Genomic DNA, 24,661 nt, shown 5'->3' with positions numbered 1-24,661 from the left:
TACATAATCGATCCATGGCTCTGACGATCGATCTCGGCATTGCGGAGCTGGCGGCGACCCGGTTCGCGATCTCGCCCTTGTCGGAGACCGTCTCCGGCCTGCAGCAGTTGGGCGGCCTCGATCGCAACCCGCTCAACCTGCGGTGGCTGCGATGGGCGACGAACGAGCTCGCAAGGCATCCACTCGACCTCACGCATACGTGGCCGCTGATCGTGAACGAACGGCCGAGCTGGCCAGGCTTCCTCGTCCCCGCCCCGCCCGGCTCCGGGGGATCCATCGACGACGACCTGGCGGCGTTGCAAAGGACCTCCCCTGCTCAAGTCCGGATCAGCCTCCGGCGCGTGTTCGGTGACGAACTCCCCGCTGCCGCCGCCGAGCTCGCCGAAGGGCCGGTGGCGGGCTTACGTGCGATCGCGGCGGAACTGCGCGCGGCACACGACCGGCTCATCGCACCGCACTGGCCACGGATCCGTGCCGTCCTCGAAACGGATGTCGTCTATCGCGCCAAGCAGATGGCGGCCGGCGGTGTCGAGAAGCTGTTCACCAACCTGCATCCGGATCTGCGCTGGAATGGCGGCCGGATGAAGCTGAGTGAAACGCGCCGGCGAGCCGAGAGCGTCGTGGAACTCGGCCCGGGTGGGCTGGTCCTGATGCCGGTCGTTCTGGGCTCGCCGTACGTGTTGATCAAGAAGAGGACGTCCACGCAGACCACGGTGCGTTATCCGGCACGGGGCGTCGGGACTCTGTGGACGGCCGGGACGCAGGAGCGCGCAAACAGTACGGCCCGGCTGCTGGGCCGGGCACGGGCCGAACTGCTGGAGGCACTGAGGTCGCCCGCAACGACGACGGACTTGGCGCGGGCGCTCGGGATCACGCCCAGCGCGATCTCACAGCACCTCCGCGTATTGCGCGAGAGCGGGCTGGTGACTCGCGAACGATCCGGCCGGAGCGTGCTGTACACGACCACTGCTCTCGGGGCCTCTTTGAGCGGGATGGCCGCGGTATCGGCCCGGGACTCTGCCAGCGCTGCCCATTGGTGACATTGAGCCGCCCACGATCCAGGGCCGCCCCTGCCGCATGCCGTCGCCGACCTCCTCGATCGACGCCTGGCTGCCCTCCGGCCCCGGCCCGGTCTTCACACCCCGGTCTTCCTGCCGCGTCCCGCCGGTCAGGGAATTGCCTGTTCCAGGCCGTCGGCGGTCAGCTGCCGGTCTGGCGGAGGCTGATGAGGTTGCCATCGGGGTCGCTGAGGATGGCGAAAAGGCCGCCGGGTTGCCGGCTCGGGGGGCCGAGGAACGTGACGCCGCGCTCGGTGAGAGCCTGGTACTCCTTCTCGAGATCTTCGCAATCGATGACCAGCCCGCGCAGCGACCCTGGCGGCATCTCATCGAACCAGTTCACAAGGGTCAGGCTGGTCTGGGCGCCGGGGATGCCGACCTGAATCCAGCGCAGCTCATCGCCGAACGTGGACTCGGCGAGGAGGCGGAAGCCGAGCTTGTCGAGGTAGAAGTCCCTGGCTCGGACCTGGTCGCTGACCGGCACCGACACGACGGAGATGAACTGCATGACGCGCCTCCTATCGGGTTTCGCCGATACCCTATCATCGAGCCATGGGGCGACCACAGGCTGATGGGGATCCGTTTCGAGCGATCGCCGATCCCACCCGGCGGAAGATCATCGAACTGCTCTCCGAACAGCCGCGCACGGCCGGGGAGCTCGCCAGCAGCTTCACCACCTGCCAGTCGACCGTCTCTGAACACCTGGGGATCCTGCGCCGGGCCGCTCTGGTGAGCTACACGGAGCATGCCGGTCGTCGCATCTACACCCTCGTGCCTTCTCCGCTTGCCGAGATCGCCACGTGGTCCACGAAGTACGCCCGGCCGGAGGAGCCGCAGCTCTGACCAAGCCTCGCGGCCTCGCTGTCGGCCGTCGCCGGCGACTCCATGAAGCTCGGGCCCATCCTGACGGGCGGGAGCGAGTTCACCCCTTCGGGTGAGGCAGGACCGATTCCGTGCGGCCTAGCTTCTGGGAGTGCGCTTCTTCTCCCACGTCTCATCCTTCTCGGCGTCGTCGTGCCGGCCGGCTGGGCAGCCCCGCAACGACCGCCACTCCACGTACGGCACGCGGCGCCGCACCGATCCGCGCCACTCCAAGGTCACCGAACGCTCCCCGAGCCGGATCTGCGCGCCCGTACGGAAGAGGTCATCATGACCGCGTCCCCCACCGGCTCCCGCTATGCCGGATCAACCCTCGCCGAGGTCACGTGGTTCTTCGCGATAGCCGTCCTGCTGTGTTTCGCCCTGTCCGTTCCGATGGTCTTCCGTCTGGTCCCGACGGACTTCAACAACCTGATCACCCCGATCCTGCAGCTCACCCCGATGCTCGCAGCGATCATCATGTGGCTGGCCCGACGCACCGGAACGTTCCGTGAGACGTTCGCCACCGGGTGGCGCGGCACCCCCAGGTGGGCCGGCATCGGGATCGGCCTCATCGCCGCGATCGCCGCGATCCAGACCGCGATCGCGCTGGCGGCGGGGATCTGGCAGCTCAACCCGCTTGACCAGATCCTCACCGCGGCCATCTGGATCGTCCCGGTCTTCCTCATGCAGTCGGTCTTCGCCATCGGCGAGGAATTCGGCTGGCGCGGCTGGCTGGCGACGCGTGCCGCGTCTTGGGGGTTCTGGCCGCTGGCCCTGGTCAGCGGTCTGGTCTGGATCGTCTGGCACCTGCCGGTCCTCGCCGTCATCGGTGATCGGCCGGCGTGGGACATCGTGATCTACTTCGCGGGCATGCTGCCCTGGGCGCCGTTGTTGCTCGCGCTTCGCTGGCAGTCGGGGAGTGTCTGGCCCGCGGTCCTGACGCACGGAGCGATCAACAGCGTCCGGGTGTACCTGCTGCAATCGGTCCCCAACGCAACGGATCACCTGCTCATCGAGGTGATCGGCTGGGTGCTCACGCTGGCCGCTGCCGTATGGCTGATGCGGCCGAGCCGCGCGCAGCGGCTCGGCCACGGCAGCGGCCGGCTGTGACCCTGCTGATCGGCGACGGCAGGGTGCGTTCCGTCATCAGCGCGACAACGACTGCAGCGACCCGGCGATCCGGTGCCCGGCCCAGCGTTTGACCTTGCGCAGCGGCTCCAGCCGGCTGGCCGCCCGGTCGAGCCGGTAGTACAGCCTCGGCGGCAGGTGCGGCAGCAGCGGGGAGTGCCGCTGGCCGAGCAGCGCGAACATCTGCGCGGGCTCCAGGCGCAGGTAGCGCGGCACATCCTCGTAGAACCGCGCGCTGTAGCGGGCGGCGCTCTGGATCGGCAGCAGCGCGGCCTGGCGTTCCCGCGTGTAGGCCGCGAGCGCGGGCTCCAGGGCGGGGTGGCGCTCGAGCGCGCCGGCCAGCGCGATGGCGTCCTCGATCGCGAGGGTGGTCCCGGCGCCGATGGAGTAGTGCGTGGTGTGCGCGGCGTCGCCGAGCAGGACGAGGTTGCCGTGGTGCCAGGAGCGGTTCGTCACGGTCTGGAAGCGCAGCCATTGCGCGACGCCCTGCCCGCGCCCGATGAGCCGGTGCCCGTCGAGCAGGTCGGCGAACAGCTTCTCCAGCAGCTCCAGGCTGGCCGCCTCGTCGGTGCGGTCGAGACCGAGGCCGCGCCACGTCGTGGGCGCGCACTCGATCACGCAGGTGCTGCGCTCGTCGTCGAAGCGGTAGCCGTAGCACCAGATCCAGCCGTGCTCGGTCTCCACGAAGGCGAAGGTGAAGGCGTCGAAGACCTTGGTGGTGCCGAGCCAGATGTAGGTGTTGCCCCCGGTGGCGACCTCGGTGCCGAAGTCGTGGCGGCCGCGCAGCGGGCTGTGCACGCCGTCGGCGGCCACCACCAGGTCGGCGTCCAGGGCCTCGCCGGCGATCTCCCGCTCGAACTCCACCCGCACGCCGAGGGCGATCGCCCGGTCGGCCAGGATGCCGAGCAGGCGGTGGCGGCCGATGCCGAAACCGGGGTCGCCGCGGTGGGTGGTGGTGCGGCCGCCGACGAGGGCCTTGCCGTCCTGCCATCGCACGGACGCCTCACCGATGGCGCGGGCCGATTCGGGGTCGCTCTCGCGCAGCCGGTCGAGGAGGCTGCCCCAGTAGGTGACGCCCCAGCCGTACGTCGAACCCGCAGGATCGCGCTCGAAGACGGATATGTCACACGAGGGATCGCGCAGCTTCGTCAGAATGGCGAAATACAGGCCTGCGGGCCCGCCGCCGACACAGACCACCTTCTGTACTCCATTTGGCACAGGGTAGTTATACGCGTACAGAGCGCCACGGTGCCCGCAACGCCACGCCGTACAGAAGGCAGCCACCCGCACGGCGCCGACGCGCAGCAGTCGGCGCTCGCCGAGGAACAGCGCATAGACTCCCCGCCCATGAGGGCAGAGATCATCACCGTCCGCCACGTCCGGGTCGATCTGGCCGGTCACCGGGTGCTCGACGACGTCGCCCTGTCAGCCCGCCCAGGCCAGATCATCGCCATCACCGGCGAGAACGGCGCCGGCAAGTCCACGCTCCTCCGCTGCCTGGCCGGTCTGCAGACCCCGACCGGCGGCGAGATCGACGTGCTCCACGGCCCTCCGGCCGACGCGGCCGCCTTCTGGCGCGATGTCGCGTTCGTCGCCGACGAACCCGCCTGGTATCCCGGCCTCGGCGTCCGCGAGCACCTGGACATGGTCCTCTCCGTCCACCAGGGCGGACGGATGTCCGCTGAGGCCGCGCTGTCGGCGGTCGACCTCGCAGGCCGGGACGAACGGCACCCGCTGACGTTGTCCACGGGGCAACGCCAGCGGCTGTCCCTCGCGATGGCCCTCATCAGGCCCAGCCGTGTTCTGCTCCTCGACGAACCCGAACGCGGGCTCGACGCCGCCTTCCGCCCCCGTCTGGCCGCGCTCCTGCGCGACTACGCCGGCGAGGGAGGCGCGGTGGTCATGGCCACCCACTCCCTCGACCTCGCCGAGGCGTGCGGCGCGGTCCACCTCGCCCTGGAGCCGGCCTCGTGAAGCGCCGATACGACGGCCTCGTGAAGCACTCCCGGGACAAGCGCGTGAACCGCTGGCAGGACAGGTACACCATGCTGTTCGGCCTGCTCATGCTGGTCGCGATCGGCGGGCAGCCCGTCGCCTCCGCGATCGGCTTGCTCGCCGAGCACGCCGGGCACGCCGACCCCGCGCGGATCGGCCCGGGGCTCGCTCTCGCGGCCGTGGCGTATGCCGGATATCTGGCGCTCGTCCGGGCGGTGGGCCCGGTCGTGCTGTCCGCCGCCGACGCCTCCTGGCGGCTGCTGTCACCCCTGCCCCGCCGTAGTGTGCTGGGCAGGACGACCACGCTCATGGCGGCGGTCGCCGTCCTGTGCGGGCTGGCACTCGGCGTGGTGCTCGTCGCCGCGCTCGGCGCCCCCGACCACACCCTCGTACGGCTGGCGGCCGCGCTGTTCCTCGGCCTCTGCGCGACGCTCGGCGGCATGGCGCTCGGCGTGATGGGACAGTCCTCGCCCGCCTGGGACGGCTGGCTGCAGGCACTCACCACGGCCACCGTGGCGGCGGCGGTCCTGCTGGCCGTCCTTGGCAGCGGGCCCGGCAGGAGCTTCCTCGCATCGGTGGCGAACGCTCCCTCCTGGCCCGCCGCCGCGCTCGCGACTGCCGTGACCGCCTTCCTCGTCCGGCGTGCCTGGCGCGAGCTGCCCAGGGTGCCGGCTCGCGCGATCCTGGCCGCCTCCGTCAGGACCGGGCGGGTCACGCAGGCCGCTGTCGCACTCGACCCTTCCGCGCTGACCTGGGCGGCGGAGGACGCCCACTGGCGGAGCCGTACACCTGGCTCGAAGGCGTGGCCGGTGAGGGGCGCGTGGGTGCTCGGCTGGCAGGAGCTCCGGCGCCTGGGACGGCACCCGGTCCGCCTTGCCGTACTGGCTCTTTCCCCTGTGCTGCCGGCGCTGGCCGTAACGGCGGGAGGGCCGCGCCTGGCCGCGGTGCTGGCGTTCGCGGGCGGGCTCGCGGCGGCGGCGTCCGCGACGTCGGGCGTCCGGCGTGATGGCGACAACCCGGCCCTGCTCCGGCTCCTGGCCGTGGGCCGGCGCCGCGCGCTCGCCGTCAGGGCCGTGCCGTCCACGCTGGTGAGCGCCGCGTGGCTCGCCGCGGCACTGGGCGCGATGACCGTCACGGGCGAAATGACGGACCCAAGCGGAATGACCGACCCAAGCGGAATCACCGACGCCGCGTGGTGGCTGTTCGGACCCGCGTGCGCCCCTGCTCTCGCCGCGGCGGCGTCGCGCATGGCCCTTCGCCGGCCCGTCGACCACTCGATGCCCGTCATCGACACCCCGGGCGGCGCCATCCCGACGGGCCCCCTGCTGTGGGCCGCCACGGGTCTGGACCTCGCCCTCCTCGGCGTCGCTCCCACGCTCGTGGCGTTCGTCGTCCAGCCCGCCGATCTCCTTCCGTGGCTCGCGACGCAGGCTCTGACCGGCCTGGCCGTCCTGGGCGGATACCTCCGGCTGCGTGGATAGGAGCAGAGGCGTCACCGCCGCTGGCTATCCTGTGGCACGTCGAGCCACGACCACCGGGAGGCGATGCGCATGACAGCCCCCCGGCCTGCGGCGACCGTGGTCGCCCACGTGCTCATCGCCTCCCTGACCCTGCTCACCCTCGCAGGCTCCTGGTACCTGGGCGCAGCCCCCTGGCAGATCCTCGCCGCGACAGGTGCCGCCGTCCTCCTCCACATGGGAGCGGCCCAGCAGGCGAACCTGTGGAAGGGCTACGCGACAGGCGCGCTGGGCATGCTCGTCCTGGCGTTGACGCCCTTCCCCGGCTGGTCGGCGGTCATGCTGCCCTCGGCCGTGTGGTTCCCCTTCATGTTGTGGCGGCTGACCATCAGGCTCCCGTCGCGGTCCTCGATCAAGGCGCTGGCCGTCGCGGTGCTCGGGATCGTCCTCACCGAACTGGTGGCGTGGGCCCGGCGGCCCACCGGCGTCCCCGTGTGGAGCCGCCTGAGCGAGGGCTGGCTGCTGATGCTCGTGGTCGGCGGCGTGTGGCTGGCGGCCCTCCTGGTACGGCGCAGGCACGACGCCCGTCAACGCGCCGAGAGCGTACGGCTGGCCGCGGCCGTCGCGGACGAACGGGCCGGCATCCGCCGCGACCTGCACGACGTGATCGCTCACACGGTCACCGTCATGGTCGCCAGGATCGAGGCGGCGGCGGTGACGACGACGGATCCGGCGACCCGCCGCGAACTCGGCGACATCGCGGAAACCGGGCGCGACGCCCACCAGGGTCTGCGGGCGATGCTCGCCACGCTGGGGCCGCGCGCCGGGGCCGGGCGGGTGCCGATCTCGCTCGACGCGATCCCCGACCTCGTGGCCTCCGCGGCGAGCCCGCTGCACGCGGTGACGTTCGAGGAGGTGGGCGAGCGGCGGCCGCTGAGCCTGAGCGCCGAGGTGGCGGCCGTGCGTGCCGTACAGGAAGGTGTCACCAACGCGCTGCGTCACCTCGAACCTCCGGTCGAGGTGACCGTTTCCGTCCGCTGGGCTCCTGGCGAGGCGGTGGTGGAGGTGCGCGACGACGGCGGCACGGCCCGCCGCGCCGCCGGGAGCCAGGGGGCCGGGCTGATGGGGGTCGAGGAACGGGTGCGTACGGCCGGCGGCACACTGTCGATCGACGAGGGCGGCGGCGGATGGGTGCTGCGAGCACGGCTGCCCACCAAGGAGGGGGCATGACCAGGATCCGCGTCATGCTGGTCGATGACCAGGAGTTGTTGCGGGCCTCGCTCCGTACGGTGCTGTCGGCCGACGAGCGCATCGAGGTCACGCACGACGTCGGCGACGGCGGCGCGGCGATCGAGGTCGTCAGGCGTCACCGCCTCGACGTCGTCCTGATGGACATCCGCATGCCGCGCGTCGACGGGGTCGCCGCCACGGCGGAGATCGTCAGGATCGCGCCCGGGACCCGGGTGCTCATGCTGACGACCTTCGATGACGACGACCTGGTCGTGGCCGCCATCCGGGCCGGGGCGAGCGGCTACCTGACCAAGGACGTGCGGCCGGCCGGTCTCGCGCAGGCCGTGTGCGACGTCGCCTCGGGGACGGCGGCGCTGGCCCCGGGCGTGGCCGCGACCGTCCTCGATCTCGTACGGCAGGCGCCGATGCGCCGGGCGGCGGCCCTCGACGGCCTCAGCCCGCGCGAGGCCGAGATCTTCGGCCTGCTCGCCCGCGGCCGCTCCAACAGCGAGATCTGCGCCGAGCTGGTGCTGAGCGAGAACACGGTGAAGTCGCACGTCAGGGCCGTGCTGCAGAAGCTGGACCTGCGCGACCGCGTGCACGTGGTGATCTACGCCTACGAGAACGGGCTCGTCGGACGCCACGACCTGCCGGGCTGACCGCCGTGAACGGGGCATCCGCCCCGCACTGGGGTCACTTGGTGCGGCGCGGCGTCACCCTCGTGACCGTCACCGACTTGACCGGTTTCTCGCCGTGCTCGTCGGGGGCCTCGACGGCCACGTTGCGCATCTTCCCCACCCGGTCGGTCCGCACGTCGTACGTCAGCGTCGCCGACTCCCCCGCGTCGAGCTCGCCCGTCCACACCAGGATGGGCGCGTCGTAGGTGACCGTGCCCTTGCTGGCGCGGAAGCCGCCGACGACCTGCCCGTGGTGGTTCACGTCGGTGAGGTCGTCGGTGTAGGTCCCCGACCCGGCCACCCCTCCGACGTTGGTCGCCTCGATCGTGTACCGGACCGTCCCCCCGACCTTGACCGCGGTCCTGTTCACCCGCTTGACCACCTCGAACTCCGGCTCGCGCCCGCAGTCGAGCTGTGCGTCGAACGGGAAGTCGTGGATCTCGCCGCCGTTGTCCTCCGTCGTCCCGTGGGTCAGCCGCCGCACCACGACGTTGCCTTCGATGTTGGCGGAGTTCTCGTCGACGAGGTGGGCGCTGGGCGCGAACACGGTGCCTTCGACGGTGTCGCCGCTGCCGGCGGGCAGCAGGATGCGGGTGGCGGTCGGGAAGTCCCACAGGATGTACGGCGCCTGGGCACCGCTGACGCCGGCCAGCTGGGGCGTCCAGGTGTAGTCGTCGCCGACCCCGCTGGTGTCGACGACGATCAGCAGCGGGGTGTCGGCGGTGGGCTGGTCGCGGAAGGAGAGTTCCGACAGGCGGCTGAGGTCCTCGGCGTCGATCTTCAGGACGTTGGTGATTCCCGTCCTCAGGTGGACGTAGCCCTGGGCGCCGATCGGGGGCGGGCTGGGCAGCGGGGCGCCGCTCGCGTCGCGCAGGATGACGGTCGCCGAGCAGGTGGCGAGTTGTGTGGCGCGCTGCCGGTAGGTGGCGAAGAGCGCGGGGAAGTTCATGCCGGTGGGGGCGCTGATCGACGCTTGCGGCTGGGTCACGGTGAGCTCGATGCGGGGCAGCGTGCCGTACGGGCCGCCGCTGTTGATCTGGGTGTTGACCACGGCGTTGTTCTGGTCGACGTTGCGCACCGTGCTGCCGGTCAGGTCGCCGATCTTGACGTAGCTCCGCTGCAGCACCTGGATCAGGCCGTCGCCGGTGGTCGCGCCCCACAGGATCCTGCCGTCCACCAGCAGGGAGGTGGGCCTGGCGTCGCCCGGCGCGGTCCAGGGTCCTGGCGTCTGCAGCGCGACCCGGTAGTTGTCGCCGAGCACGAGGTTGCCGCCGAGGGCCATCGTGCCCTCGTTCTCGTTGCTGGCCACGTTGGCGTCGGTCTCGACCACGGCGGTGAAGCCGCGGTTGCCCGCCACGGGGTTCAACGGCACGCGCGCCGTGGCGGGGGCGGCGACGAGCGCCGCCGTCACCGACGTCCCCGCGAGGAGTCTCAGTCCGATCGAGTGCACGCCCATGACGCACAGCCGACCACCGGCCAGGCCGCCGGGACCGTGCCGACAGGCCGGGGGCCTCAGAGCTTTCCCCAATGCGGCGGATACCTATAGGGGTATTTGACCAGCCACTACACCTCACATAGGGTCGAGGCAGGCAAATACCCAGGGGGGTATATCAATCGTGATCTTCACCCAGTACTACCTCGACTGCCTCTCCCAGGCCTCCTACCTGATCGCCGACGAGAGCACCGGCCAGGCCGTCGTGGTCGACCCGCGCCGCGACGTCTCCGACTACCTCGCCGACGCCCGTGCCCGCGGCCTGACCGTGACCGGCGTCATCAACACCCACTTCCACGCCGACTTCGTCGCCGGACACCTGGAGCTGGCCGACCAGACCGGCGCCTGGATCGGGTACGGCACGCGCGCCGAGACCGAGTACCCGATCAGGAAACTCGCCGACGGCGAGCGCATCCCGCTCGGCGACGTCACCCTCCAGATCATGGAGACGCCCGGGCACACCCCGGAGTCCATCAGCGTCCTGGTCTTCGAGCACGCGGACGACGCCGTGCCGTACGGCGTGCTCACCGGCGACGCGCTCTTCATCGGCGACGTCGGCCGGCCCGACCTGCTCGCCTCCGTGGGCGTGAGCGCCGAGGAACTCGGCGCGATGCTCCACGACAGCGTGCAGAACAAGCTCATGGCCCTGCCCGACGAGGTGAGGGTCTTCCCCGCCCACGGCGCCGGCTCCGCCTGCGGCAAGAACCTCTCGGCGGACAAGCAATCGACCATCGGGGAGCAGCGCGCCACCAACTACGCGTGCGCGCCGATGAGCCGCGACGCGTTCGTCGCGCTCGTCACCGCCGGTCAGAGCGCGGCGCCCGGCTACTTCGCCTACGACGCCGAGCTCAACCGCAAGGACCGGCGCCGGTACGACGCCGCGGCGGCGCGGCCGCTCGTGGTCGCCGAGTTCGCCGGGCTGCGGGAGGGCGGCGCGGTGGTCGTGGACGCCCGCTCGCCCCAGGAGTTCGCCGCGGGCCACCTGCGGGGCTCGGTGAACGTGCCCGCCGACGGGCGCTTCGCCGAGCAGGCCGGCACCGTCCTCGACCCGGCGGACGAGCTCGTCGTGGTGGCGCCCGAGGGACGGGAGGAGGAGGTCGTCACGCGTCTCGCGCGGGTCGGCTTCGACCGGGTCGCCGGGTATCTGCGCGACCCCGAGGACGCCCTGGAGCACCTGGCCGGGGAGGTCACCCAGGCGAGCCGCGTCACGGCCGCCCAGTTGCGGGCGGCGCTCGCCGGCGGCGACCCGCCCGTCGTCGTGGACGTGCGCGGGGCCGACGAGCGGGAGGGCGGCTTCATCGACGGCGCCTGGCACCTGCCGCTCAGCGAGCTTCCGGGCCGCGCGGGCGAACTGCCCGCCGACCGGCCGATCGTCGTGCACTGCGCGGGCGGGCACCGCTCCTCGATCGCGGCGAGCCTGCTGCGGCGGCGCGGCTTCGACGACGTGTCCGACATCCTCGGCGGCTACACCGCCTGGACGCTGACCTGAAGCGGCTACACCGCCTGGACGCTGACCTGAAAACCGGCGGACCCCGCCCAGTCCGGCCCCTGATCCGACCATGGAGTCACCCTTGAGCACCACCACCCTCACTCCCACCGCGCTCCACCGTCTCGTCCAGGACGGCCGCGCCCCGCGCCTGCTCGACGTGCGCACGCCCGCCGAGTTCCGCACCGCCCACATCCCCGGCTCGACGAACGTGCCTCTCGCCACCCTTCGCGAGCACCGGGCCGACCTCCTCCCCCACGTCGGCACCGACACCGTCCTCGTCTGCCGCTCCGGCGCCCGCGCCGCCCAGGCGGCGAACCTGCTGCCCGGCCTGCGCGTGCTCGACGGCGGCGTGAACGCGTGGGAGCTGGCCGGCGCACCCCTGACCCGCGGCCCCGAGCGCTGGGACATGGAGCGCCAGGTCCGCCTGGTCGCCGGCTCGATCGTGCTGGTCACCGGCCTGGCCGGGGTTGTCGTCCCGGGCGCCCACCTGGTCGGCACGGCGGTCGGCGCCGGTCTGGCCTTCGCCGCGCTCAGCAACACCTGCGCGATGGGCATGCTGCTGGCCAGGCTGCCCTACAACCGCGGCCCGCGCCCCGACATCCGCCAGGTGATCGCAGAGCTGCGGACCACGGCGTGACGATCCTCATCGTCGCCGCGTCACTGCTGGTGGGCCTGAGCCTGGGCGTGATGGGCGGCGGCGGGTCGATCCTCACGGTGCCGATCCTGATCTACCTCGCCGGCCAGGGCACCAAGGAGGCCATCGCCACCTCTCTCCTCGTGGTCGGCGTCACCAGCCTGGCCGCGCTGATCCCGCACGCGCGCGCCCACCGCGTGCGCTGGCGGGCCGGGCTGCTGTTCGGCGGGTTCAGCATGGCCGGCGCCTACGCGGGCGGCCGGCTCGCGGAGCACGTCCCCGGCCCGGTCCTGCTCATCGGCTTCGCTCTGATGATGCTCGTCACGGCCGCCGCGATGCTGCGCGGGCCGCGCCGGGGAGACGAGCCCGTACGGCCCAGCCTGCCGCTTCCCCACATCGCCCTGGAGGGCCTGGTGGTCGGCGCGGTGACGGGCCTGGTGGGTTCCGGGGGCGGCTTTCTGATCGTCCCCGCGCTGGCGCTGCTCGGCGGGCTGCCGATGGCGGCCGCGGTCGGCACCTCGCTCCTGGTCATCGCGATGAACTCCTTCGCCGGCCTCGCCGGTCATCTGTCAGGGGTGACGGTCGACTGGAGGCTCGCCGTGACGGTGACCGCGGCAGCCGTGGTGGGCAGCCTCGCCGGCGCCCGGCTCGCGGGCCGGGTCCCGCAGGCCACGCTGCGCAACGCGTTCGGCTGGTTCGTCGTGGCCATGGGCGGTTGTGTCCTGGCCCGCCAGCTTCCCATCGGCACCGCCTGGGCCTGCGCGGCCCTGGCGGCGGTGCTGGCCGTCGCCGTCACGGTCCGGGTACGGCGAGCATAGAGTGAAACGGATACCCCGCTGGGTATCCACGACCATCACGAAGGAGCCTCCCGTGCAGGTGGACGAAGAATCGATGCGCCCCGTCCTGAACCGGCTGCGGCGCGCCCAGGGCCAGCTGGCCGCGGTGATCTCCATGGTCGAATCCGGCCGCGACTGCAAGGACGTCGTCACCCAGCTCGCCGCCGTCTCCCGTGCGCTCGACCGGGCCGGGTTCAAGATCGTGGCCAGCGGCATGCGCCAGTGCCTGGCCGACGACAGCGGCTCGCCGCCCATGACGGAGGAGGAGCTCGAGAAGCTCTTCCTCACCCTCGCCTGACCGGTCAGAGCATGCGCAGCGCGTCGGCCGAGCTCGGGTCCTTCGGGGTGTAGATCTCCAGCCGGTGGTCGGGGCTGTCGGGCTGCAGCCACACCTGGTAGTCGACGCTGGCCGTCCCCACCGTGGGGTGACGCAGGTGCATGGTTCCCACGGTGCAGTCGGAGACCTCCCCGATCGCCCACATCCTCGCGAACTCGTCGCTGCGCATCGTGAGCTCACCGATCAGCGCCGCAAGCCGCGCGTCCGTCGGGAACCGCCCGGCGGTGAGCCGCAGGTAGGCGACATGGATGCGGGCGAGCTCCTCCCAGTTGCGATGCAGGTCGCGGGTGAGGTGGTCGAGGAAGAACATGCGCGGGATCGACGGCCGCCGGCCGGGCTCCCACGGCGCGTCGAAGGGGACGTGCTCGGCGAAGAGCGCGTGACCCGTCCGGTTCCATGCCAGCACATCGCCCCGGCGGCCCAGCACGATCGCCGGCGTCGTCTCGCCCAGCGCTCCCAGCAGCGAGAGCACCCTCGGGTGAGGCTCCTCGGGCGGCGGCTCCGACAGGCCGGGCACGGTCGGCTGGTGGGCGAGGTTGTGCAGGTGGGCGGTCTCGACGCGGTCGAGCCGCAACACCCGCGCGAGGGCGTCGAGCACCTGCGTGGAGGCGGTGCCCGCCTGACCCTGCTCCAGGCGCGTGTAGTAGCCGGCGCTCACGCCCGCGAGCTGCGCGAGCTCCTCACGGCGCAACCCCGGCACCCGGCGCGCGCCGCCGAACGTGCGCAGCCCCGCCTGCTCCGGCGTGACCTTGTCGCGGCGGCTCTTCAGAAACGTCCCCAGTCCTTCCACACGATCGAGCCTAGGCCGGGCTCCGAGCCCGTGGGTAACCCTGTCAGGTGCACCCTCAGCAGGGGGATGGCTGCTCATCCCGGCCTGCTGGATCGTCGGCGTCATGTCTCGACAGCTCGCAACGCACCGCCCGCCCGCACTGAAGGCCTGGCTCGGCCTCCTGGTCGTCCTCGGACCCGTCCTGCTGGTGTCCATGGACGGGTCGATCCTGTTCCTGGCGATGCCGCGCATCAGCCAGGCGCTCTCCCCGACCGCCGACCAGGCCCTGTGGATCCTCGACAGCTACGGCTTCGCCGTCGGCTCCCTGCTGATCGCCTTCGGCGCCATCGGCGACCGGTACGGCAGGCTGCGCCTGCTCATGATCGGCACGACGGCCTTCGGGATCAGCTCGGCGATCGCGGCGTTCGCGCCCAGTGCCGAGCTGCTGATCCTCGCCCGCGCCCTGATGGGGGTGGCGGGGGCGACGCTCCTGCCGTCGGCGCTCGCCGTCCTGAGTGAGTTGTTCGCCGATCCCCGGCGCAGGGCTCAGGCGATCGGCATCTTCGCGGCGGCGTTCGCGGCCGGGTTCGCCATCGGGCCGGTGTTCGGCGGGGTGCTGCTGGAGCGCTTCTGGTGGGGCGCGATCTTCCTGATCAACCTTCCCGTCGTCGCGTTGTTCCTGGTCTTCGCGCCGATGGTGCTGCGCGAGGTGCGCGCGAGCCGGCCGGGCGGCGTCGACGCGCTGAGCGTCGTGACCTCCGCGGCCGGGCTCCTGCTCACGATCTACGCGCTCAAGCACCTCGCCGCCGAAGGCGTGGACCTCGTCCCCGCCCTGCTGGGGGTGGTCGGGCCGGGGCTGCTGGTGTGGTTCGCCGTCAGGCAGCGCACGCTCGAACACCCGCTGATCGACTTCTCGCTCTTCCGCGACCGGGTCTTCACCGTGGCGATCGTCACCGGGCTGCTGCCGCTGGCCGCGTGGTCGGCGTCGGCCTACCTGGCGGGCGTCTACCTGCAGTCGGTCCTGGGCCTGCCGGTGCTCGACGCGGCCCTGCTGGCGCTTCCCGGCGCGGCGGTGCTCATCCTGACCTGCGTCGTGACGCCCTTCGTCGTCGACCGGATCGGCAAGCGGACCGCGCTCGTCACCAGCCACTTCTCGATCGCGACCGGCCTGCTGTTCCTGCTGCCGGCGGCGGTCACGGGCGGGGCGGGCTGGTACGTGGCCTCCACGGTCGTCGCCGGCCTCGGTTACGGCATCAGCTTCAGCGTCGTCGCCGACACCGCCGTGGGCGCCGTCCCGGCCGACCGGGCGGGCGCGGCGGGCGCGATCGCCGAGACCAGCAACGAGATCGGCAACGCGCTCGGCATCGCCCTGCTCGGCTCGCTCGCGGTGCTGGTCTTCCGGCTCCAGGGGCCGGAGCTGGCGCCCACCCTGGAGGAGACCCTGCAGCTCCCCTCACTCGCGCACGCGGCGGCGGAGCAGGCGAAGGCGGCGTTCGTCACGGGCCTGCACGTGGTCGCCGCGGTGGCCGCGGTGCTGCACGCGGCGCTCGGCGTCCTCGCCCTCCGCTGGCTGGCCCGGTGACCCGGCCTCAGCGGATCACCGCGCGGGCTATCCCCCTCTGACGTGTCGTCGTGCGTCGTCCGCCAGCTCCTCCACCTCGGCAACGGTCCGTCCCAGGATCCGGGCGACCTCTTCGTACGGCACGGCGAACAGCTCGCGCAGGACGAAGGCGAGCCTGGCCGACTCGGGCAGGGTCTCCAGGAGCACCAGCAGCGCGAGCTGCACCGAGTCCGACAATCCTGACCCCGCGACGGGCGCCGTGGCGGGCGGGGCGCCGCGCAGCCGGTCGACGCACACCCTGGCCACCACGCTGGCGAACCAGCACGTGGGGTCCTGGACACGCACGCGCTCCCATGCCTCGGCCACGGCTTCGTCGGCGTCGTCGAGCGAGCCGAGCAGCCGGTAGGCGACGGCGGTCAGGTGCACCCGGTCGGCGGCGAAGCGCTCTGCGAGGAAGGAGTCGTCCATGCCCCCATGACGGAGCACGGGGCCGGAACGTGACACGGAAATAGCCACACAATTCGGCAGCGCCATTTATTGCCTAGTTAATTCCTCACCGGTGACCGGTGAAAATCTCACTAGGAACAGCTCTGGTTATCCGTAAATATTGCAGGAGTAAACAGCGAATTAAGGAGGCAAGGTTGTTAGAACAGTACGAACTTCACTGCCTTGCAAATCCGCTGTTCTATGATGCCTTTTCAGAAGAAAGGGCGGATTATCCGACCAAATCCACCCCGGAGGGTTGGCTCCACGCCCCCACCGACACCTGGATGCACTACGCCCCAGAAGGCCAGACCCTGCCCGCGCAGGGCTGGAAGATCCACGCCAGCGCCGGCCTCGACGACGCGGAGCGGGTCATCTCCACCGTGTGGGACTACTGCGTGTCGCGGAAGATCCCCTTCAAGTTCCTGCGCAGCCGCACGGTCGTCGCGATGCTCAACAGCAAGGCGGCCGACCGCGGCTCCAGCGGCAAACTCGTCACGATCTACCCCAAGGACGACGTCCAGCTCAAGGAGACCCTCGAAGAGCTCGACGGCCTCCTGACCGGCACGCCAGGGCCGTACATCCTCAGCGATCTGCGCTACGGCCAGGGCCCCCTGTACGTCAGGTACGGAGGGTTCGTCCCCAGGAAGGTGCTCGGCGACGACGGCCGGCTCGTCCTGGCCATCGAGAACGACAAGGGAGACCTGGTCCCCGACAGGCGCGGACCCGGCTTCGCCGTACCCGCCTGGATCGAGCTGCCGGCCTTCCTCGAACCCCATCTCGCGGCGCGCAACGCGGTCACCACGCAGGGCCTGCCGTACGAGATCGAGAGCGTGCTGGCCTTCTCCAACGGCGGCGGCGTCTATCTGGCCACCGACAGGAGCGACGGCCGGCAGGTGGTCCTGAAGGAGGCCAGGCCCCACGCGGGCCTCGACACCGCCCGCCGCGACGCCGTCGCCAGGCTCAGGCACGAGAAGGCGATCCTGGAAAAGCTCCAGGGACTCGACGCCGTGCCCAGGCTGAAGGACAGCTTCTCGCTGGGCGACCACGAGTTCATCGTGATGGAGTTCGTCGACGGCAACCCGCTGCAACGCCAGATCGTCCAGCGCTTCCCGCTCGACGATCGCGACCTGGCCGGCTACACGGCCTGGGCCGTCGAGACCGCCGAGCGGGTCGAGCGGGCGGTCGCCACCATCCACGAGCGCGGCGTCGTCTTCGGCGACCTGCACCCCAACAACATCCTGATCACCCGGGAGCGGCGGGTGGTGCTCATCGACTACGAGGTCTCCTCCCTCGCGGCCGATGACGCCACCGCGACGCTCGCCAATCCCGCCTACGCCGCGCCGCGCGGCTGGCGCGGCCTCGACGTCGACCGGTACGCCCTGGCCAGCATGCGGCTCAACCTCTTCGCGCCGCAGACCACGATCATGCTGCCGCTCGACCGCGGCAAGGTCTTCCACCTGGCCGAGCTGATCCTGGAGCAGTTCCCCGTGCCGGCCGAGTTCGTCCGGCAGGCGGTCAGGACCATGGCCGGCCCGCCACCGCTGAGCCCGGCCAGGCTGCGGACGGCCATCCGGTCCAGCGAGACCCTCGATCGCACCGACAGGCTCTTCCCCGGCGACCCGGCGCAGTTCCAGCCGGGCGGCGGAACGAGCCTCGCCTACGGCGCGGCCGGGGTGCTCCTGGCCATGGGCGAGGCCACCGACGAGCAGCTCGACTGGCTGCGGCGGCACACCGATCCGGAGGTCGGCGGCTTCTACGACGGCCTGCACGGCGTCGCCTACGTCCTCGACGAGCTCGGCCACCACCAGGCGGCGCGAGAGCTGGCCGGGCGCTGCGAACAGGTCGGGCACCTGGGGCTCGACCTGTTCGGCGGCCTCGCGGGCATCGGCCTGGCGCGAATGCGCCTCGGCCTCGACGCCGGCGGCATCGTCGAGCTCGCCGCCGACCGCCTCGGCGGCCCGGACGACGTCCCCGGCATCAGCGGCGGCGACCATCCCCGCGCCGGCCTGATGTACGGCTCGTCCGGTGTCGCCCTCCTGTTCCTCCACGCCTACGAGCGATCACGCGACCCGCGGCTCCTGGAGCTCGCCGGCACCGCGATCAGGCAGGACCTGCGCAGGTGCGTGCGCACCGACGACGGTTCGCTCCAGGTCAACCAGGGCTGGCGCACGCTGCCCTACCTCGACGAGGGCTCGATCGGCATCGCGCTGGTCATCGCCAGGTATCTCCGCCACGACTCCGACGAGGAGTTCGAGCGGGCGCTGGCCGACACGATGCTCGTCACGCGCGGACGCTACTTCGTCCAGCCTGGCCTGTTCACGGGCCGGGCCGGCATGATCGCCGCGCTTCGCGCCCTGCAAGGACCCGGCGACGATCTCGATCGGCTCGTCTCCGGCCTCGCCTGGCACGCCCTGCCGTTCATGGGCGGCCTGGCCTTCCCCGGCAACCAGCTCCTGCGGTTGTCGATGGATCTCGCAACGGGCACCGCGGGCATCCTGCTCGCGCTCAGCGGTGCGTCCCTGCCATTCCTCGACCCCTCAGGAGGTGTGACCGGGTCCAGCCCTTGTCCGGCCAAGTAAGAGCATTCCATCCAGAAAGGTAACGATCATGACTCTGCTCGACCTCCAGACCCTCGAAGCTCCCGGCGGCGGCCACGGCCACGGCGGCGGCTCCACCCTGACCGTCCTGGGATGCAACTCCTACACCCCGAGCAACCTCAGCCTGTTGCTCTGCCACTAGGCGAAACCCGATTCCCGGGAGCCCTCGGTGAGGGCTTCCGGGTTTCGTCCGACGAAGGGAGGCCGCGTGCGGGCGGCGGACCGGCTGGTCACCAGAACCCTGCGACAGGCGGGCGTCTGGACCATGCTGCTGGCCCTGGCGTCGGTGGTCACCTCCGTGGCCCTCCTCGCCCTCCCCCATCTGATCGGCAAGGCGGTCGACACCCCGGGCCAGAGCCTCTGGCCGGTGCTGGCCGCGGTGACCGCGGCCGCGCTGGTCGGCTGCGACGCTCTGGCCGCGTGGGCCTCCGGCGCGAGCGGCGCGCGGGCCGCCGCCTGGGTACGCCGCCGGGCCGTACGACACGTGCTCGGCGTGGGGCCACGCCTGACCCGGCGGTTCACCGAGGGCGACCTGGCCACCAGGATCGGGCTCAACGCCGAGGAGACCGGCCGCGCCCCCGACTCCATCGTCTCCGGCCTGAGCCTGCTGATCCCCTCGGCGGGCGCCCTCGTCCTCCTGATCGTGATCGATCCCTGGCTGGCCGTCGCCCTGGCGGCCGGCCTCGTCGTCATCGCCCTCATCCTCAAGGCGTTCCTGCGCACCTCCACCGACCTGGCCGCCGGATACCAGGAGGCCCAGGCCGAGCTGGCGGGCCGCTTCCTCGACGCGATCAAGGGCGCCCGCACCATCGCCGCGGCGCACTCGGAGGAACGCGAGGCGGGCCGGATCCTCCACGTCCTGCCCCGGCTGCGCACCCACGCCATGGGCCTGTGGCGCGCGAACGCCGACGCCGCGGTCCGTGCCGGGCTGCTGGTGCCGCTCCTGGAGATCGTCGTGCTCTGCATGGCCGGATTCCGCCTGGCCGCGGGCGAGCTGAGCGTCGGCGAGCTCTACGCGGCCGCGCGCTACGTCGTGCTCGGCACCGCGCTCGGCTCGGCGGTGGGGCAGCTCGCCGGGCTCGCCAGGGCCCGCGCCGCCGCCGCCCGGGTGACCGAACTGCTCGACGAGCCCGCCACCAGGTACGGCAGGAGCGAGCTGCCGCCGGGACCCGGCACCCTGGAGATCCGCGGCACCGACGGCCTGGACCTGGCCATCATGGGCGGCAGCTGCGTGGCGATCGTCGGGCGCAGCGGATCGGGCAAGTCACGCCTGGCCGAGCTCGCCGGGCGCATGGCCGACCCGGAGCGGGGCACCGTCAGGCTCGACGGGGTGCCGCTGCCGTGGCTGAGCCGCGCGGCGCTGCGCGGCGCGGTCGGCTACGCGTGGGAGCGGCCCGCGATGCTCGGCGACACCGTGGCGGGCACGATCGCGCTGAACGGCCGCAAGGCGCCGGTGATCCGCTCGGCCGAGCACGCCGGAGCCGACGCCTTCGTGCGCCGCCTGCCCGAGGGCTACGACACCCCGCTCGCACGGGCGCCGATGTCCGGCGGTGAGCGCCAGCGGCTCGGCCTGGCCCGCGCGTTCGCGCAGGGCGAGCGGCTGCTGATCCTCGACGACGCGACCTCCAGCCTCGACACGGTCACCGAGCACCAGGTGCGCCGGGCCCTGTCACGCGACAGCCGTACGCGCCTGATCGTGACCCACCGCGTGGCGACCGCCGCCGCCGCCGACCGGGTGATCTGGCTCGAGGACGGCCGGGTGCGCGCCGAGGGACCCCACGAGCGGCTGTGGCAGGACCCGCGTTACCGGGCGGTGTTCGCATGAGGCTCCGTGCCCGTCACGACGGCGTTCTCCTGAGGCCCCTGGCCGGTCGCGGCGGCGCTCCTTTGAGGCTTCCGGCCGGTCGCGGCGGCCCCCGCCTGACGCTGGTCCGGCAGGTCCTCGGCTCCAGGCCGCGGCTGCTGTGGGCGCTGGCCGGCTGGTCGGTGGTCGAGGCGCTGCCCATGGCGGCGCTGGGCATCGTCCTGGCCCACGCCATCGACGACGGCTTCGCGGCGGGCGAGCCGGTGACGGGCCTGCTCTGGCTCGGCGCGCTGGGCGCCGCCTGGGTGGTCGGCGCCGTGGGCGCCCGCCAGGTCGTCGTGACGATCGCGGGCCTGGTGGAACCCTTCCGCGAGGCGCTGCTGAGCCGGGTCGTGGCCGGCGTGCTGCACCGCGCCGACGGCGACACCGCCGCGCTCGCCCGTACGAACCTTCAGGTGGAGCTGGCCCGCGACGCCCTGGCCGCGGTGATCACCGTTCTGCGTTCCTTCGTCTTCAGCCTGGCCGGGGTCATCATCGGGCTGGCCGCTCTCGTCCCCGAGCTGGTGGTGCTCATCCTGCCGCCGGTGGTCGCGGGACTGGCGCTGTTCGCCGCGTCGCTGCCCGCGCTGGCCCGCCGCCACCGCGCCTTCCTGCTGGCCGACGAGGCCACCGCGGAGTCCGTCACCGCGATGGCCGCCGGGCTGCGCGACGTGAGCGCCGCGGGGGCGGAGGAACGTATCGGCGACCAGGTCGTCGCCCGCGTCGACGCCCAGGCGCGCGCGGGCACGCGGCTGGCCGGGCTCACCGGGGCGCGCACCCTCACCCTGGCCGTGGGCGGCTGGCTGCCGGTCGTGATCGTCCTGGCGAGCGCGCCCTCGCTCGGCGCCGGGCCCGGCGTGGTCCTGGGCGCGCTCACCTACGTCACCCAGTCGCTGGTGCCCGCGCTGAGCAACCTGTTCGAGGGCCTGGGGGCCAACGGGGTACGGCTGGGCGTCTCGCTGGGGCGCGTGCTCGAATCGGCGCCGGTCCCGCCACCGCGTTCCGTCCTGGAGGGAGGGCGCAGCGGCGGGGCCCGCCTGCGCGGTGTGCGCTTCGCCTACGGCCCGCACGCCGAGCCGGTCCTCGACGGGCTCGACCTGGACCTGGCCGAAGGCGAGCACCTGGCCGTGGTCGGGCCGAGCGGCATCGGCAAGTCGACGCTGGCCTCGCTGCTGGCCGGGCTGCTGTCGCCCGACGCGGGATGGGTGCTGGTCGGGGGCATCAGGGCCGATCTCATCGACCCGGTCAACCGGGTCCTGGTGCCACAGGAGGCCTACGTCTTCAGGGGCACGCTGCTGGAGAACCTCATGTACCTGGGTTGCGGCGAGATCATGGCCGCGGTGCGCGCGGTCGGGGCGGAGGACCTGGTCGCCCGGCTGGGCGGGCTGGAGGCCGACGTCGACCCGGCGCTGCTGTCACCCGCCGAGCGCCAGCTGATCACCCTCGTCCGCGCCTACCTGTCACCCGCCCGCCTGGTGATCCTCGACGAGGCCACCTGCCACCTCGACGCCGCCGCCGAGGCACGGGCCGAGGAGGCCTTCGCCCGGCGCGGCGGCACGCTCGTCGTCATCGCCCACCGGATCAGCTCAGCCGTCCGGGCCCGCAGGGTGCTCGTCATGGACGGCACCGGCGTGATGCTCGGCACCCACGAGGATCTGCTCGACCGCTCCCCTCTCTACGCCGACCTGGTAGGACACTGGAGGATCGCGTGAACGACCCCTTCCGCTGGCTCGAGGACCCGAGCAGCCGGGAGACCCGAGACTGGAGCCTGCGTCAGGACGACATCTGGCATCGCCACGTCCACCGGCTCGAATGGCGCGAAGAGGCCATGGCCCAGATCAGGGCCATGTCGGCGGCTGGTGAGGTGTCGGCGCCCATGTGGCGGGGCGAGCACCAGTTCATCACCAGGCGCGCGGCCTGGCAGGACCACGCCGTGCTCTACCGCGACGACAAGGCACTGATCGACCCGAACCTGCTCGACCCCAGCGGCGCCACGGTGCTCGACGACTGGCAGCCCGACCTGGAGGGCCGTCAGGTGGCCTTCCAGCTGTCGCGTGGCGGCGACGAGCGCTCGGCGCTCTACGTCGTCGACGCCGACACCGGCCAGATCGTCGACGGTCCCGTGCACGAGTGCCGCTACTCCCCGGTGGCCTGGCTGCCCGACGGCAAGGCCTTCTACTACGTGCGGCAGGGCGCCGTCTGGCTGCGCCGCATCGGCGGGCCGGAGGAGCGGGTGTGCAAGGGCCAGGGCATCGGGCTGAGCCGCGACGGGCGCTGGCTCGTCGTCGCCCAGGACCGTGACGTGCGGATCATCGACCTGCCGGAGTCCACGACGCAGGCCGTACAGGAGGGGGTCCAGGCGCGCACGGTGGCGGCGGTCGGCCCCGACGGGCGGTTGTACGTGGCGACCGATCGCGACGCGCCGCTCGGCCGGTTGTGCGTGGCCGATCCCGAGCACCCCGCCGAGTGGCGGGAGCTGGTGCCGCAGGACCCGGAGGCGGTGTTCGCCGGCTTCGCCGTGCTGGAGACCCGGCTGCTGGTGGCCTGGCTGCGCGACGCGGTGTCCGAGGTGACCGTGCACGATCTCGAGAGCGGGGCCAGGATCGGAGAGGTGCCGCTGCCGGGGCCGGGCTCCGTGGGGCCGATCAGCGTGCGCGGCGACGAGGCGTGGTTCGTCTACACCGACTACGTGACGCCCTCGACCGTGCTGCGCTATCCCGGCGAGACGCCGATCATGGAGACCGAGATCCACACCGAGCGGGTCGAGGCGATCTCCGCCGACGGCACGAGGGTGCCGGTGCTGGTGTTGTCGAGGCCGGGCGACTCCGGCCCGCGGCCGACCATTCTGTACGGCTACGGCGGCTTCGGCATCCCGCTCACCCCCGCCTACTCCACCTACATCCTGCCGTGGGTGCTGTCAGGAGGTGTCTTCGCGCTGGCCGGGGTCAGGGGCGGCGGCGAGCGCGGCGAGGAGTGGCACCGGCAGGGCATGCGGGCCGACAAGCAGAACAGCTTCGACGACTTCGTCGCCTCCGCGTCCCTCCTGATCGAGGGGGGCTGGACCACGCCGTCGCTGCTGGGCGCCTGCGGCGAGTCGAACGGCGGGCTGCTCGTGGGGGCGGCGATCACGCAGCGTCCCGAGCTGTTCGGCGCGGCCGTGATGTCGGCGGCCGTCCTCGACATGGCCCGCTACGAGCTGTTCGGGATGGGCGCCTCGTGGCGTCAGGAGTACGGCTCGGCCGACGTGCCCGAGGAGCTGGAGTGGTTGATGGCCTACTCGCCCTACCACCACGTGCGGCCGGGGGTGCGGTATCCGGCGACGCTCTTCACGGTGTTCGAGGGCGACACCCGGGTGGATCCGATGCACGCGCGCAAGATGTACGCGGCCATGATGGAGTCGGGGGCCGAGCACGTCTACCTGCGGCGCGAGCGCCATGTGGGTCACGGGCGGCGGGCCTACAGCAGGGGGGTCGAGCTGGCCGCCGATCTGCTCGCCTTCTTCCGCCATCACCTGCGCTGACGCCATCGGATGAGGCCGAAACGTCCCAGGGAGGCGGGCCACAACCAGCCCGCCTCCCTGGCGATCTCGACGGCCTCCACCCTGGTGCGTGCCCCTACCTTCATCAGGATGCGCGACATGTAGTTGCGGACGGTGCCGTCCGACAGGCACAGCCGTACGGCGGCGTCCTCGATCGTCGCCCCCTCGGCCACCACGCCCAGCACGTCGAGTTCCCGCGCGGTCAGGGGGTTCTCGGGGGCCTTGAGCGCGGCCACGGCCAGCTCGGGGTCGATCACCCGCTCCCCCTTCATCACCCGGCGGATGCACGCGGTCAGGTCGCCTGGCCTGGCGTCCTTGACGATGAAGCCCTGCACGTCGGCGGCGAGCGCCCGGCGCAGCGCGGTGGGCGTGGCCAGGCCCGTGAGGATCACCGCCCGGCACGACGGCAGTTCGCGGCGCAGTTCCGCGACGGCGGTGAGGCCGTCGAGCCCTGGCAGCGCGATGTCGACCAGGGCCACGTCGGGGCGGCAGTGTAAGGCGGCCTTGACGATGTCGTTGCCGTTGTCGACGTCGTGGACGACCTCCATGTCAGGCTCGGCGTCGATCAGTGCCTTGAGTGCTCCCCTGATCAGGTGCAGGTCCTCGGCAAGCAGGATCCTCGTCACAGCTACCCCCAACGATCTGTGCACAGATGGTCACTATCAGCTAGATC

Annotated in this window: 24 protein-coding genes; 17 read left to right on the top strand and 7 right to left on the bottom strand. The window is 72.1% G+C overall.

The annotated features are described in order from the left end of the window. Positions 1 to 14: 14 nt before the first annotated feature. Positions 15 to 1,040 (top strand): ArsR/SmtB family transcription factor, encoded by a 1,026-nt coding sequence (locus HNR30_RS18025; protein ID WP_181610986.1) that lies wholly within the window; start codon positions 15 to 17, stop codon positions 1,038 to 1,040. A gap of 160 nt (positions 1,041 to 1,200) precedes the next feature. Here the strand turns inward: HNR30_RS18025 and HNR30_RS18020 are convergent, their stop codons facing one another. Beyond that, on the bottom strand, positions 1,201 to 1,566 hold the full coding sequence (locus HNR30_RS18020) for a VOC family protein (RefSeq protein ID WP_181610985.1): 366 nt from the start codon (positions 1,564 to 1,566) through the stop codon (positions 1,201 to 1,203). A 44-nt stretch (positions 1,567 to 1,610) separates the two neighbouring features. On the opposite strand from HNR30_RS18020, the gene HNR30_RS18015 reads away from it, so the two are divergent. Then, positions 1,611 to 1,901, top strand: a complete 291-nt coding sequence (locus tag HNR30_RS18015; RefSeq protein ID WP_181610984.1) for an ArsR/SmtB family transcription factor — start codon at positions 1,611 to 1,613, stop codon at positions 1,899 to 1,901. A gap of 117 nt (positions 1,902 to 2,018) precedes the next feature. Here HNR30_RS18015 and HNR30_RS18010 read toward each other — a convergent pair whose 3' ends face one another. Next, positions 2,019 to 2,159 carry a hypothetical protein gene (locus tag HNR30_RS18010; protein WP_181610983.1) on the bottom strand — a complete coding sequence of 47 codons (141 nt, stop codon included), beginning with the start codon at positions 2,157 to 2,159 and terminating at the stop codon, positions 2,019 to 2,021. A gap of 48 nt (positions 2,160 to 2,207) precedes the next feature. On the opposite strand from HNR30_RS18010, the gene HNR30_RS18005 reads away from it, so the two are divergent. Continuing rightward, positions 2,208 to 3,029, top strand: coding sequence for a CPBP family intramembrane glutamic endopeptidase (locus HNR30_RS18005; RefSeq protein ID WP_181610982.1), 822 nt, complete (start codon positions 2,208 to 2,210; stop codon positions 3,027 to 3,029). Between the two features lie 36 nt (positions 3,030 to 3,065). Here HNR30_RS18005 and HNR30_RS18000 read toward each other — a convergent pair whose 3' ends face one another. Continuing rightward, complete coding sequence (locus tag HNR30_RS18000) at positions 3,066 to 4,244, bottom strand: FAD-dependent monooxygenase (protein ID WP_312894475.1); 1,179 nt, start codon at positions 4,242 to 4,244, stop codon at positions 3,066 to 3,068. A gap of 150 nt (positions 4,245 to 4,394) precedes the next feature. On the opposite strand from HNR30_RS18000, the gene HNR30_RS17995 reads away from it, so the two are divergent. The 4 genes from HNR30_RS17995 (at position 4,395) to HNR30_RS17980 (ending at position 8,388) form a co-directional block, all read left to right on the top strand. Then, the gene (locus tag HNR30_RS17995; protein WP_181610980.1) at positions 4,395 to 5,021 is read left to right on the top strand and encodes an ABC transporter ATP-binding protein; all 627 of its coding nucleotides are present in this window, start codon (positions 4,395 to 4,397) and stop codon (positions 5,019 to 5,021) included. A gap of 20 nt (positions 5,022 to 5,041) precedes the next feature. Beyond that, entirely contained in the window at positions 5,042 to 6,523 is a 1,482-nt protein-coding gene (locus tag HNR30_RS17990) for a DUF6297 family protein (protein WP_312894474.1), read from the top strand. A 69-nt stretch (positions 6,524 to 6,592) separates the two neighbouring features. After that, the gene (locus HNR30_RS17985; protein WP_181610978.1) at positions 6,593 to 7,729 is read left to right on the top strand and encodes a sensor histidine kinase; all 1,137 of its coding nucleotides are present in this window, start codon (positions 6,593 to 6,595) and stop codon (positions 7,727 to 7,729) included. Beyond that, the gene (locus HNR30_RS17980; protein WP_181610977.1) at positions 7,726 to 8,388 is read left to right on the top strand and encodes a response regulator; all 663 of its coding nucleotides are present in this window, start codon (positions 7,726 to 7,728) and stop codon (positions 8,386 to 8,388) included. The genes HNR30_RS17985 and HNR30_RS17980 overlap by 4 nt, the downstream gene beginning before the upstream one ends. Positions 8,389 to 8,422: 34 nt before the next feature. Here the strand turns inward: HNR30_RS17980 and HNR30_RS17975 are convergent, their stop codons facing one another. Then, positions 8,423 to 9,862 (bottom strand): collagen-binding domain-containing protein, encoded by a 1,440-nt coding sequence (locus HNR30_RS17975; RefSeq protein ID WP_181610976.1) that lies wholly within the window; start codon positions 9,860 to 9,862, stop codon positions 8,423 to 8,425. 160 nt (positions 9,863 to 10,022) lie between these two features. Between HNR30_RS17975 and HNR30_RS17970 the strand changes: the two genes are divergently transcribed. The 4 genes from HNR30_RS17970 to HNR30_RS17955 all read left to right on the top strand — a co-directional run bounded on the left by HNR30_RS17970 (position 10,023) and on the right by HNR30_RS17955 (position 13,155). Next, positions 10,023 to 11,387, top strand: coding sequence for an MBL fold metallo-hydrolase (locus tag HNR30_RS17970; protein ID WP_181610975.1), 1,365 nt, complete (start codon positions 10,023 to 10,025; stop codon positions 11,385 to 11,387). 82 nt (positions 11,388 to 11,469) lie between these two features. Continuing rightward, on the top strand, positions 11,470 to 12,024 hold the full coding sequence (locus HNR30_RS17965; RefSeq protein WP_246378657.1) for a rhodanese-like domain-containing protein: 555 nt from the start codon (positions 11,470 to 11,472) through the stop codon (positions 12,022 to 12,024). Then, positions 12,021 to 12,839, top strand: coding sequence for a sulfite exporter TauE/SafE family protein (locus tag HNR30_RS17960; protein ID WP_181610973.1), 819 nt, complete (start codon positions 12,021 to 12,023; stop codon positions 12,837 to 12,839). Before HNR30_RS17965 ends, HNR30_RS17960 begins: the two co-directional genes overlap by 4 nt. A gap of 73 nt (positions 12,840 to 12,912) precedes the next feature. Next, the gene (locus tag HNR30_RS17955) at positions 12,913 to 13,155 is read left to right on the top strand and encodes a metal-sensitive transcriptional regulator (protein WP_220133760.1); all 243 of its coding nucleotides are present in this window, start codon (positions 12,913 to 12,915) and stop codon (positions 13,153 to 13,155) included. A 4-nt stretch (positions 13,156 to 13,159) separates the two neighbouring features. On the opposite strand, the gene HNR30_RS17950 is transcribed toward HNR30_RS17955, so the two are convergent. Then, positions 13,160 to 13,984, bottom strand: coding sequence for a helix-turn-helix transcriptional regulator (locus HNR30_RS17950; protein WP_312894472.1), 825 nt, complete (start codon positions 13,982 to 13,984; stop codon positions 13,160 to 13,162). A 103-nt stretch (positions 13,985 to 14,087) separates the two neighbouring features. On the opposite strand from HNR30_RS17950, the gene HNR30_RS17945 reads away from it, so the two are divergent. Then, positions 14,088 to 15,545 (top strand): MFS transporter, encoded by a 1,458-nt coding sequence (locus HNR30_RS17945; protein ID WP_181610970.1) that lies wholly within the window; start codon positions 14,088 to 14,090, stop codon positions 15,543 to 15,545. Between the two features lie 27 nt (positions 15,546 to 15,572). On the opposite strand, the gene HNR30_RS17940 is transcribed toward HNR30_RS17945, so the two are convergent. Continuing rightward, the gene (locus HNR30_RS17940; protein ID WP_181610969.1) at positions 15,573 to 15,992 is read right to left on the bottom strand and encodes a sigma factor-like helix-turn-helix DNA-binding protein; all 420 of its coding nucleotides are present in this window, start codon (positions 15,990 to 15,992) and stop codon (positions 15,573 to 15,575) included. Between the two features lie 173 nt (positions 15,993 to 16,165). On the opposite strand from HNR30_RS17940, the gene lanKC reads away from it, so the two are divergent. The 5 genes from lanKC (at position 16,166) to HNR30_RS17920 (ending at position 23,970) form a co-directional block, all read left to right on the top strand. Continuing rightward, positions 16,166 to 18,589, top strand: a complete 2,424-nt coding sequence (lanKC, locus tag HNR30_RS17935; protein ID WP_181610968.1) for a class III lanthionine synthetase LanKC — start codon at positions 16,166 to 16,168, stop codon at positions 18,587 to 18,589. 28 nt (positions 18,590 to 18,617) lie between these two features. Beyond that, positions 18,618 to 18,749: a SapB/AmfS family lanthipeptide gene (locus HNR30_RS17930; RefSeq protein ID WP_181610967.1), complete on the top strand. Its 132-nt coding sequence runs from the start codon at positions 18,618 to 18,620 to the stop codon at positions 18,747 to 18,749. A gap of 66 nt (positions 18,750 to 18,815) precedes the next feature. Further along, complete coding sequence (locus tag HNR30_RS17925) at positions 18,816 to 20,432, top strand: ABC transporter ATP-binding protein (protein ID WP_181610966.1); 1,617 nt, start codon at positions 18,816 to 18,818, stop codon at positions 20,430 to 20,432. Continuing rightward, complete coding sequence (locus HNR30_RS47830) at positions 20,429 to 22,162, top strand: ATP-binding cassette domain-containing protein (protein WP_246378655.1); 1,734 nt, start codon at positions 20,429 to 20,431, stop codon at positions 22,160 to 22,162. Before HNR30_RS17925 ends, HNR30_RS47830 begins: the two co-directional genes overlap by 4 nt. Beyond that, a complete protein-coding gene (locus HNR30_RS17920; RefSeq protein WP_312894471.1) occupies positions 22,159 to 23,970 on the top strand; it encodes a prolyl oligopeptidase family serine peptidase in 1,812 nt (603 codons plus the stop codon). The genes HNR30_RS47830 and HNR30_RS17920 overlap by 4 nt, the downstream gene beginning before the upstream one ends. On the opposite strand, the gene HNR30_RS17915 is transcribed toward HNR30_RS17920, so the two are convergent. Beyond that, a complete protein-coding gene (locus tag HNR30_RS17915) occupies positions 23,958 to 24,614 on the bottom strand; it encodes a response regulator transcription factor (protein ID WP_181610964.1) in 657 nt (218 codons plus the stop codon). The two genes, HNR30_RS17920 and HNR30_RS17915, sit on opposite strands and share 13 nt — an antisense overlap. Positions 24,615 to 24,661 lie beyond the last annotated feature (47 nt).

This window comes from Nonomuraea soli (assembly GCF_013761175.1).
In the GTDB taxonomy this organism is placed as follows: Bacteria; Actinomycetota; Actinomycetes; order Streptosporangiales; family Streptosporangiaceae; genus Nonomuraea; species Nonomuraea soli.
Note: the sequence above shows the minus strand (reverse complement) of the source record. Positions and strands in the feature narration are given on the sequence as shown.